At 68.6% G+C, this 9,901-nt stretch carries 10 protein-coding genes; 3 read left to right on the top strand and 7 right to left on the bottom strand.

The features are described from left to right. The 5 genes from A5760_RS10555 to A5760_RS10535 all read right to left on the bottom strand — a co-directional run. On the bottom strand, positions 1–1,210 hold a 1,210-nt coding region (locus A5760_RS10555; protein WP_064880398.1), incomplete at its 3' end, for a serine/threonine-protein kinase. A gap of 171 nt (positions 1,211–1,381) precedes the next feature. Beyond that, positions 1,382–1,723 carry a hypothetical protein gene (locus A5760_RS10550; protein ID WP_064880396.1) on the bottom strand — a complete coding sequence of 114 codons (342 nt, stop codon included), beginning with the start codon at positions 1,721–1,723 and terminating at the stop codon, positions 1,382–1,384. 178 nt (positions 1,724–1,901) lie between these two features. Beyond that, positions 1,902–2,618 carry a pyrimidine reductase family protein gene (locus A5760_RS10545; protein ID WP_064880394.1) on the bottom strand — a complete coding sequence of 239 codons (717 nt, stop codon included), beginning with the start codon at positions 2,616–2,618 and terminating at the stop codon, positions 1,902–1,904. Between the two features lie 3 nt (positions 2,619–2,621). Then, the gene (locus tag A5760_RS10540; protein ID WP_064880392.1) at positions 2,622–3,119 is read right to left on the bottom strand and encodes a flavin reductase family protein; all 498 of its coding nucleotides are present in this window, start codon (positions 3,117–3,119) and stop codon (positions 2,622–2,624) included. 93 nt (positions 3,120–3,212) lie between these two features. Continuing rightward, positions 3,213–4,511, bottom strand: coding sequence for an APC family permease (locus tag A5760_RS10535; protein WP_064880390.1), 1,299 nt, complete (start codon positions 4,509–4,511; stop codon positions 3,213–3,215). 92 nt (positions 4,512–4,603) lie between these two features. Between A5760_RS10535 and A5760_RS10530 the strand changes: the two genes are divergently transcribed. After that, positions 4,604–5,350: an ArsR family transcriptional regulator gene (locus tag A5760_RS10530; protein WP_064880388.1), complete on the top strand. Its 747-nt coding sequence runs from the start codon at positions 4,604–4,606 to the stop codon at positions 5,348–5,350. Further along, the gene (locus tag A5760_RS10525) at positions 5,344–6,837 is read left to right on the top strand and encodes a multicopper oxidase family protein (RefSeq protein ID WP_064880387.1); all 1,494 of its coding nucleotides are present in this window, start codon (positions 5,344–5,346) and stop codon (positions 6,835–6,837) included. Before A5760_RS10530 ends, A5760_RS10525 begins: the two co-directional genes overlap by 7 nt. A 16-nt stretch (positions 6,838–6,853) precedes the next feature. Here the strand turns inward: A5760_RS10525 and A5760_RS10520 are convergent, their stop codons facing one another. Then, positions 6,854–7,978, bottom strand: coding sequence for an FAD-dependent oxidoreductase (locus A5760_RS10520; RefSeq protein WP_064880385.1), 1,125 nt, complete (start codon positions 7,976–7,978; stop codon positions 6,854–6,856). Positions 7,979–8,048: 70 nt separating this feature from the next. Between A5760_RS10520 and A5760_RS10515 the strand changes: the two genes are divergently transcribed. Continuing rightward, positions 8,049–8,939 (top strand): hypothetical protein, encoded by an 891-nt coding sequence (locus A5760_RS10515; protein ID WP_419538234.1) that lies wholly within the window; start codon positions 8,049–8,051, stop codon positions 8,937–8,939. Here A5760_RS10515 and A5760_RS10510 read toward each other — a convergent pair. After that, positions 8,936–9,853, bottom strand: coding sequence for a TIGR03619 family F420-dependent LLM class oxidoreductase (locus A5760_RS10510; RefSeq protein ID WP_064880383.1), 918 nt, complete (start codon positions 9,851–9,853; stop codon positions 8,936–8,938). The genes A5760_RS10515 and A5760_RS10510 overlap by 4 nt on opposite strands. Positions 9,854–9,901: the final 48 nt, after the last annotated feature.

The following is a 9,901-nucleotide window of genomic DNA, read 5'->3' as shown; positions in this document are numbered from 1 at the left end:
GGGCGGGGGGGGGCCGGGACTTCGACTCCCAGGGGCGGACGACGCCGAGGATCACCCCGACGAGCGCCACCGTGAGGGTGGCGGCGACACCCACCCAGAGCCAGGGCTTGCCGCGGGCCCGCGGCGGTTGGCCCCAGGGCGGCGTCGCCGCGCCACCGGCGTTCGTCCAGACCGGCGGGCCGCCCCACGCGGTGGGCTGCAGCCCCGGCGCGCCGAAAGCCAGGGGTTGGCCGACGGCCGACGGCGCGGGCCAGGAGCCGACGGGCGGTTGTTGCGGTGCGGGCGCGAAGCCGCCGGCCGCCTGGCCGGCGAATGCGGCCGGTGGCGTTGCCATTTGGCTGCGCTCCAAGATGTCGGTGGCCCGATCCCGGTCGGGTGCGGCCAGCGCGCCGTAGGCGGCCGCCGACAGGTCACCACAGGTGAGGAAGCGGTCCGCGGGGTCCTTGGCCATGCCGCGGGCGATGACCCCGTCGAAGGCGGCCGGGATGCTGGGTCGGGCCGCGCTCGGCCGCGGGATGGGCTGGTGCACGTGCGCGCCCATCACGCTGAGCTGGTCGCCGGTGTAGGGCGGCGAACCGGTCAGGCATTCGTAGAGCACACACGCCAGCGCGTAGATGTCGGCCTTCGCGGTTATTTGGGAGTCGCCGAACCGCTCCGGGGCCATGTATTTGGCGGTGCCCACGGTGGTTCCGAATTGCGTGAGTTTTTCGTCGGAAGTGGCGCTGGCGATGCCGAAATCGACGAGGTAGGCGAAGTCGTCGGCGCTCACCAGAATGTTTTCCGGCTTCACGTCCCGGTGCAGGATCCCGGCGGTGTGCGCGGCATCGAGCGCCGAACCGATCTGGCGGACAATCGCTATCGCCCGCGGCGGGGAGATCGGCCCGTAGCGCTTCAGCATGGTGGCCAGGTCTTTGCCGTCGATCAGCCGCATGTCCACGTACAGCTGGCCGTCGATCTCGCCGAAGTCGTGGATGGGCACGACGTGCGGTTCGTGCAGCCGTCCGGCGGTGCGGGCCTCGCGCTGCATCCGCGAACGGAAGACCGGGTCATTGGACAGGGTGCGCGACATCAGCTTCAGCGCCACGATGCGCTCGCGGACCGTGTCCTCGGCCTCGTAGACGTCGCCCATGCCGCCGCGACCGACCAACCGCCGGAGCCGATACGGCCCGAATTGCGTACCCTCCCGCGTATCCGCGGTCGCGTCACCCATCGAACACTCCTCACCCGCCCGCCGTGCGCCGCAAACCGACCGCCGGCGCCGGCACCGGGCCGGCGACTGCGCCGGATCCGCGTATGCGGTGGCATGCAGGCATAAGGCTAAGGTTTTCGCGACCGCGGGGCACGGCGAATAGCAAAAGCCAGCTAATTCGACGGTGCGGAATTAACGGTTGTCGTCGTCACCCGTGGCGCGTTCGGTGAGCCCTTCTCGGGACAGCGCCCGGACGAATCCGTAGGCCTGCATCCCGGCCGGTCCCGGATTGTCGAAGATCCATTCGTTGATTTTTTCCAGCGCGTTGGCAAGGTCGTCGCGCTTGACCCGCACCAGGTAGGTCTTTCGGTCGTCGTCGGGATCCTCGATCGAGTCTGCGACCGCGACGGGGTTCTTGAACGCGTAGGCGATCCCGTGCACCGCATCGTGGTTCAGCGCCCATTGAATTTCACTGGGGCGCAGTCGGTTCACCGCCAGATTACGGTAGTCATGGTCGTGGTCTGAACTGCTCACCTGGCAGGTGATCCTATTCTGTGTGCATCGAGGAAGCGGACTGCGATCGCTTTCAAGCGATGTCGCGGGAAGCGATTCGATTGGGTTACAAACCGGGCAATTTCATCATAGGAAGAGGCGCGGTCGGCTGCATGTTGAGCGCTTTTGCGCGCTCGCATGCCGGCGAGCCCTGCGCGGCTCAGCGGCGATATTTCAAATACAGATAGCCGTCGCAGACCAACGCGTGCTCGAGTTGCATGGTGACCGGGGTGGGCAGTCGCGCCGGGTGTGTCCGGTAGCCCACCGGCTGGCTCGCCGCCAGCTTCGGGGCGAGGGTCACGCAGATCTCGGTGACGGCATCGGCTTCCACCAGCTCGTCGAGCAGCGTCGGTCCGCCCTCGCACAGGATGCGGCGCATGCCCTGCTCACGCAGCATCGCGACCGCGCGCGAGACGTCCACCGAGTCCTCCCCGGCGACCATGACGTGTTGCCGATCGTCGTCGGGGTCCTGTCGTGCCGCGGTTCGCGCGCAGGTCATCAGGATCGGCGGCTGAGCCGGGTTGCTGAACAGCCGGGCCGGCAGTTCACCGCTGTGGCTCACGACGGCGATCGGGGGTGGTTCGGGCTGCCCCTGGTGGTGCCGTCGGGCGCGCGCCGCATCGCTCAGCCGCACCGGGCCATAGTTTTCGGCACGGGCGGTGCCGGCGCCGACGAGCACGACGTCGGCGAGGCCGCGCAGGATGTTCAACAGCCGCTGGTCGGTGGGGCAGGACAGCGGACCGGCGCGACCGCCGAACGCGGCAGCGCCGTCGGCGCTGAAGATCATGTTGGCGCGCACGCCGTCCGGGGGATCGGCGTAGAACGGCGCGAGTTCGATGATGCTGGGGACGGCACTGATCCGGGGCGACTCGCTCACGCGCTAGGCCTCATGGCCGGGTTCCAGCTCGCGCACGTCGCCGAACGACACCCAGGTTTCCAGTTCCGTTGGCGGACTGCCGCCCACCGGTGCCAGCAGGTGCCCGACATGGTCGCCCAGCGAGAAGCGTTCCAGGATTTCGCCGACGAACCAGGCGGCGGCGTCGTCGAGGATGGGCAGCTGTTCGGGGCCGGGGTGCCAGGAACATCGGTCGAACTTGTCGACCTTGTCGCCGGTCTGGCTGCCGAAGAGCTCCACCACGTCCAGGTGGTCATGGTCGAACACGTGCACGGCCAGGTGGGAGGCGTCGTGGGCGACGCGGAAGGTGTGGTTGCGCCGAGACAGGCCGACCAGGAACCGGGGCGGGTGGATGCTGGTCTGGCTGGCGAAACCCACCAGGCAGCCGGCCGGGGTGCCGTCGGCCTGGGTGGTGACGACGTACATCGGATAGTTCAGCAGCGCCACCAGCTTGTCGAATGCTTCGGTTCCCGGGTCGGACATCCGGTCAGTCTTCCCCGTCCGGCGCTCGGGGAATCGCTTCACCGCGAATTACCCGGTGGCGGGCTGCGACCGACCGGGCGATATTCGCCGAAGTCAGGAGCGATTCCGGTTGCGCCGCAACCTCATCGGGGCAATGAAGCGCCGAATCAGGTAGGCGGCGGCGGCGACACCCAGCACCACCACACCGGAAAGTACGGACCACAACGGCATCGCGAAAGCCAGCACCACGCAGCCGACCAGCCCGATCACCGGAATGGCGCGGTGTGGGCGCCCCTCATCGGGGCCGAGGGTGAACGCGGACGCGTTGGCGACGGCGTAGTAGATCAGCACCGCGAACGAGGAAAACCCGATCGCGTCGCGAAGGTCGGTGGTGGCGGCCAAGATCGTCACGACGACGCCGATCAGCAGCTCCGCGCGGTGGGGCACCCGGAACCGTGGGTGCACGGCGGCCAGGGCGTGGGGAAGATGGCGGTCGCGTGCCATCGCCAACGTGGTGCGCGAGACGCCGAGGATCAGCGCGAGCAGGGAGCCCACCGCCGCCACCACCGCGCCCACCCGGACGACGGGGACCAGCCAGCCGGTCCCCGCGGCGCGGGCCGTTTCAACGAGCGGGGCGGCGGTTTGGGCGAGGCGGCCCGGTCCCAGCACCGACAGTGCGGCCACGGCCACCAGCGCGTAGACGGCCAGGGCGATGGTGAGCGCCAGCGGTATCGCCCGTGGAATGGTTCGCGACGGGTCGCGCACCTCCTCGCCCAGCGTCGCGATGCGCGCATAGCCGGCGAAGGCGAAGAACAGCAGACCCGCGGCCTGGATGACACCGCCGGCGGATGCGCCGGTCGGGCGGAGTTGACCGGCGCCGGCGGGCGCGGAGGTGAACGCGGCGACGACCACCGCGGCCAGCACCGCCAGCACCGCGGCGACGATGATGCGGGTCAGCCAGGCCGACTTCTGCACACCGCCGTAGTTCACCGCGGTGAGCGCGACCACCGCCGCGACGGCCACCGCGTGCGCCTGCGCCGGCCACGCATAGACGCCGACCGTCAGGGCCATCGCCGCGCATGACGCGGTCTTGCCGACGACAAAGCCCCACCCGGCCAGGTATCCCCAGAAGTCTCCCAACCGTTTTCGGCCATAGACGTAGGTGCCGCCCGACGCGGGGTATAGCGCCGCCAGCCGCGCGGAGGAGGTGGCGTTGCAGTAGGCCACCACCGCGGCCAACGCCAGGCCCAGCAGCAGTCCCGAGCCGGCGGCACGCGCGGCGGGCCCCAGCGCCGCGAAGATACCGGCGCCGACCATCGATCCCAGCCCGATCACCACCGCATCGAAAACGCCGAGGCTGCGGCGCAATTCGCCGTCGGTCGGCGGGTTGCTCGGCGGGGTGCTTCCGGACACTCGGTCCCCTCGAAGTCGGAGAAATGGTCACGCCTGTGTCACCTCGGGCAGCGTTTAACCTATCAAATTGATTTGATGTATTGTGCGAAAGTATGGCGGCGGCCGATCGAGCGGACGTTCCAGCGCTGATGCAGATGGCGGCGCACCCACTGCGGTGGGCGCTGCTGACCGAACTGGCATCCGGGGACCACCGGGTGCGGGAATTGGCTGCCGCCGTCGGCGAGCCGCAGAACCTGGTCTCGTATCACTTGCGGCTGCTGCGTTCGGCCGGATTCGTCGATGCGCGACGCAGTAGCTTTGATGGGCGCGACACCTATTACTGGTTGAACCTGGCTAAGTGCGCCAAGGCATTTCGTGAGGCCGCCGCCGCTTTCCATCCGGCGTTGGCGCCCGGGCTCTCTATCAAGGCGGCCCCGCGGTCGGTGTTGTTTTTGTGCACCGGCAACAGCGCGCGATCACCCATGGCGGCGGCGCTGCTCGAGAAACGCGGCCAGGGCCGCATTCGGACGGCAAGCGCGGGCAGTCATCCGAAATCGCAGCTCCACGTCAACGCCATCCGGGTTATGCGCGACGAGTACGACATCGACCTCGGCGGCGTCCGGCCCCAATCGCTGGCCGCGGTTTCCCGGCGCCGCTTCGACTGCGTGATCACGCTGTGTGACAAGGTGCGCGAATACGCGCGCGACCACGACCTGGCCACCACGATGCATTGGAGCCTGCCCGATCCTTCGGCCGCCGACGCCGGCTACCCGCAATTTCGTCGCGTGGCAGGAGAATTGAGCCGCCGTGTCGACTTCTTTGTGCCCGATCTGAGCGCCCGTGCGGTCGGGCGATGGTGATGGCGCTCAACCGGCGTCAGTTCGGCAAGTGGGCCGGCATCGCGCTGGCGGCCGCGGCGGGCAGCGCCGGTGTCGGGGCGGGGGCCGCGTGTTCGCGACCCTCGCCCGGCGGTCCACCCGGCGGCAACGTCGATTACACCCTGCGGATCGGCTCCGGGAAGGTCGAGCTGGCCCCGGGCCGGATCGTGTCGACCCTGACCTATAACGGTCAATTTCCCGGTCCGCTGTTGCGGTTCAAGGAGGGCCGGCGCACCTGGGTCGATGTCTTCAACGACACCGGTTCCCCGGAGCAATTGCATTGGCACGGCCAGCACGTCGGCGTCGACGTCGACGGCGCCGCCGAAGAGGGCACCCCCGACATACCCGCACACGGCATGCGCAGGATTTCGTTTGTCCCCGGCCCGGCGGGCTTGCGGTTCTATCACACCCACGTCGTCCCGCGTGCCGATCTGTCGCGCGGCCAGTACAGCGGCTTGGTGGGCCCGGTCTACATCGAGCCCGCGCATGATGCCGGTGCATACGATCAGGAAATCTTCTTGACGCTCAAGGAGTTTGAGCCCGCCTTCAGTCGCGGCGGCGACATGGCCAGTGACTTTCTGGCCGGTGAGCAGGACCGAGATCTCAAGGAGAGAGGCGAGTCGGCAATGGCCGCCTCGCTGGGCCGTGGTGAGTCACCCGGCAACGAGGTCGGGTACGGGGCATTCGCGATCAACGGGCGCATGCTGGGCCACGGCGACCCCATCCGCGTGCAAGCCGGTCAGCGGCTCCTGCTCCACGTTCTCAACGGCAGCGCCACGGAGACACGCAGTTTGGCCTTGCCCGGGCATACCTTCAACGTCGTTGCGCTGGACGGCAATCCGGTGCCCACGCGGGCCGCCGTGCCGGTGTTGTGGCTCGGGGCGGGCGAACGGATATCGGCCATTGTCAGCATGACCAATCCGGGTGTCTGGGTGCTGGGCGACCTGTCCGACGACGACCGCGGCCACGGGATGGGCGTGGTCGTCGAATACGCCGGGCGCGGCGGGGATCCGCAATGGGCAGCGCCCCCGCCCTTCACGTGGGATTACCGGCTGTTCGGCACGCCCCAGCGGGCCGACGTTCAACCGCCCGACCGCACCATCGACATGTTGATCGAAAAACGCAACGCCGCCGACAACGGTTTCAACGTCTGGACGATCAATGGTGCGCCCTTTGCGATGGACACCAACAAGCCCGTGCTGGACATCGAGCGCGGCAAGAGTTATCGGCTCCGGTTCCGCAACGCCAGCGACGACCTGCACCCCATGCACTTGCACCGGCACACGTTCGAAATCACCCGGTTCGCCGGGACACCGACCGCCGGGGTCCGCAAGGACGTCGCCATGCTCGGCGGCTACCAGAGCATGGAGATCGATTTCGTCGCCGACCAACCCGGCCTTTCGCTGCTGCATTGCCATCAACAAATCCACATGGATTACGGGCTCATGCTGCTGCTCAACTGCGCCTGAGCCATCGACTCGCTCCTTACCCCAGCGGGTCGTTCTGGCGCACCCCCCGATACATGCCCCAACGCACGATCCACGGCATCACCACGCGCTCGACCGACCAGGACGGGAAGCGGAAGGCATGGCCGGTGGGAAGGAAGACCTCCAGCCCGTTGGGCTGTATACCCACGAGCGAGCCCCACCGCCGCGTCGGCGCCCGGTAGGTGCGCAGCGGCCGGCCGTCGAAGTCGGCGAGGACGTTGCGGGCCACCAGGGCGTCGCCACGGTTACGGGCGGAGCTGCGCAACGGATCGGTCGCCGCGACGTCGCCGACCGCGAACACACCCCGATGGCCGGGCACCCGCAGCTCCGGCGTGACGAGCACGAATCCGCGGTCGTCGAGCAGTTCCGGCGGCAGCCACCCGGTGTTGGGCCGCACCCGCCCGATCGCCCACAGCACGGCGTCCGCGTCGGCCGGGGGCTGCCCGGTGCTCCAGTGGACCGGTCCGGTGGTCAGTTCGTCGCCCGCGAACCCGTCGGTCACCACCGCGCGGTGTCGCGGGTGCAGGCCGACGCCCAGCTGGGTCAGCCGGCCGCGGATCCGCTGCCAGATCCGTGGATGGTGCCCCTCGAGGGCGGATTCGCCGGGGAAGTACAGGTCGATCCGCTTGCCCGGCCACGTCGTTGCCATGTTGAGCGCGCTGCTGACCGCCGCGGCCCCGCCGCCCACCACTACCACCGACGCGGCGGCGGCCAGCCGGTCGTGCGCGGTGCGCAGCCCCGCGCCGATCTCGTCGGCCGACTGCAAGGTCGGCTGGCGCCAAAAGCCGTTGCTGACCCCGGTCGAGATGACCAGCGCATCGTAGGGCTCGGTGATGGCCGTGCCGTCTTCGCTTCGGCCGAAGACGGTTTGGGCGGCCAGGCCCACCCCGGTCAGCGTCGCCTGCACGATGCGAACGCCGTCGAGGCGGCGGAACCGGTCGAACGGAATCCAGTAATCGCGGGCCCAATCGTTCGGCCGCGACAGCCGGACGCCGAGTTCCTGGCCGCTCACCAGCGCGGGCTTGGCCGAGAACCCGACGACGTCGGCATGCCGGGACAGCCGGATCGCCGTGAGGACGCCCGCGTCCCCGAGTCCGGCGACGATGACACGCTTACGGTTCATGCCGTTATCCTGCCCTGCGTAGATTGCGGGCGAGCCGTTGACCGATCCGAGAGCGAGGGGGGCACGTCAGTTGATCGTCTCGCGCAGAATCGATAGCCCGGAGCGGCTGGGGGAGTCCGGGGCATCGGCGCATCCGCGGGTGAGTGCCGCGCTGCGCACCGTGGTGCGTGCGTCGGCCCCTCGTCCCGACGCGGCCCGGCGCGCCGCCAAGGACTTCGAGAAGCGCCTGATTCCGGCGGTCATCGCGGAGATCCGGTGGTCGTTCACCCGGCCGCGCACCTGGCTGATGGGTGTGGTGGTCAACGTGATCTTCGCCGGCGGCTGGTTGCTGGTGCAGCCGCTGACCCCGGTGGGCCGTCACCCCGATTGGGTGATCCTGGTGGGCACCTACTTCTCCTCGTGGGTCCTCGCCGACGTCACAACCACCAACTTCCTGGGCGCCGACCATTACCGCATCCTTCGGGGGTTATCGGACGGGGTGCCATTCTGGCGAATCCTGTTGATCAAGAACCTGGCCCTGCTCGCGATCGTCGGGCTGCCCACCCTGGCCGCCGCGGTCGCCTTGACGCTGTGGCTGGAAACGCCGGCTCGGCTTGGCATTACGATCCCCACCGTCGCGGTGCCCATCGTGTCCTGGCTGGGTGTCGGCAACTTCATCTCGGTGCTGCACCCGGTCAGTGTCGAGCCGATGATCCGGCGCTGGCGCCAGCGCGGCGATCTGCGCCGCACCCGCAGTTGGGCGCTGGCCCTGACATTGCCCTATGCGCTGTATTACGTGGCGGATCCGATGAACGGTGTGGAGCACCGCGTGTTGTGGCAGCAGGCGCCCGCCCTGATCTGGCCGGTGTTCGGGCGCGACACCAAGAGTTTCGTCCACCTCGCCATCGCCGCGAGCGTGTGGGCCGCGGGCAGCATCGCCGCGGTGTATTGGGTGCGTCGGCGCGGATTGCAGATCCGCTAGGACACCTGGGGTTTGATCTCCTCGATGACCCATTGCGCGTAATCGAGGTATTCGTCCACGCCGCTGACGGCGGGGACGGGAACCGCGGTCACGGTCACGCCCTGCGCGGCGAGCCAGTTCAACCGGTCGACGATCTCTGTGGCGCTCATGCCCGGCCGGTCGCTCGCGGGGCGGGCCACGTGTCCTTCGCCGACCCGGTTGGTGCCCAGGCCGTGCATCACCTCGAATTCCCGGCCGTCGTAGGCGGGCTGGGACTTGATGTAGTCGAGTTTCTCGGCGATCTGTTCTGGTTGTGTGAGGAACGGCCACCACCCGGACCCAAAGGCGGCCGCCCTGCGCAGGGCGGCATCGGCATCCCCGCCGATCCAGATCGGAAGATGGGGCTTTTGAACGGGTTTCGGGTCGAAGGCGATGTCGGCGAACGACACGTACCTGCCTTCGAATCGGGGTGAGTCACTGGTCCACAATTCGACGATGGCGGCCAGATACTCGTCGGCGATGCGGCCCCGTTCGTTAAACGGAACTCCGAGCAGCTCGAACTCGCGGGCCAGCCACCCCACCCCGAACGTCACCATCATCCGGCCGCCGCTCATCCAGTCCGCGGTGGCCAGCGCTTTGGCCATCACGATGGGGTGCTGCAGCGGCAGGATGGTGACGCAGGAGTTGATGGCCACCCGCTCGGTGGCGCCGGCGATGAAGGCCTGGGCGGTCGTCGAGTGCAGATAGTGCGACCCGGACAACTCGACATGGTCGGTGGGGATGACGAGATGCTCGGGCACCGCGATCATGTCGTAGCCCCAACGGTCGGCGCACTGCATCATGCGGCGCTGTTCGGGCCCGGTGACGGCCGCCTCCCAGGGCTGCGTAATCGCCTTGAGGCGTAGCAGGTGCGGAACGGGAAAGGCGAATTTCACGGGCGTCCCAGCCAGCGGTCCATGTTCCCCAATCTAGGGCCCGGTGTT

The organism is Mycobacterium colombiense (assembly GCF_001665835.1).
Taxonomy (GTDB): domain Bacteria; phylum Actinomycetota; class Actinomycetes; order Mycobacteriales; family Mycobacteriaceae; genus Mycobacterium; species Mycobacterium colombiense_A.
Note: the sequence above shows the minus strand (reverse complement) of the source record. Positions and strands in the feature narration are given on the sequence as shown.

Excerpts from the sequence above, each read along its gene's own strand:
- A5760_RS10540 (WP_064880392.1), bottom strand. The coding sequence starts at position 3,119 with ATGTCCGACCCGGGAACCGAAGCATTCGACAAGCTGGTGGCGCTGCTG.
- A5760_RS10530 (WP_064880388.1), top strand. The coding sequence starts at position 4,604 with ATGGCGGCGGCCGATCGAGCGGACGTTCCAGCGCTGATGCAGATGGCG.
- A5760_RS10520 (WP_064880385.1), bottom strand. The coding sequence starts at position 7,978 with ATGAACCGTAAGCGTGTCATCGTCGCCGGACTCGGGGACGCGGGCGTC.
- A5760_RS10525 (WP_064880387.1), top strand. The coding sequence starts at position 5,344 with ATGGTGATGGCGCTCAACCGGCGTCAGTTCGGCAAGTGGGCCGGCATC.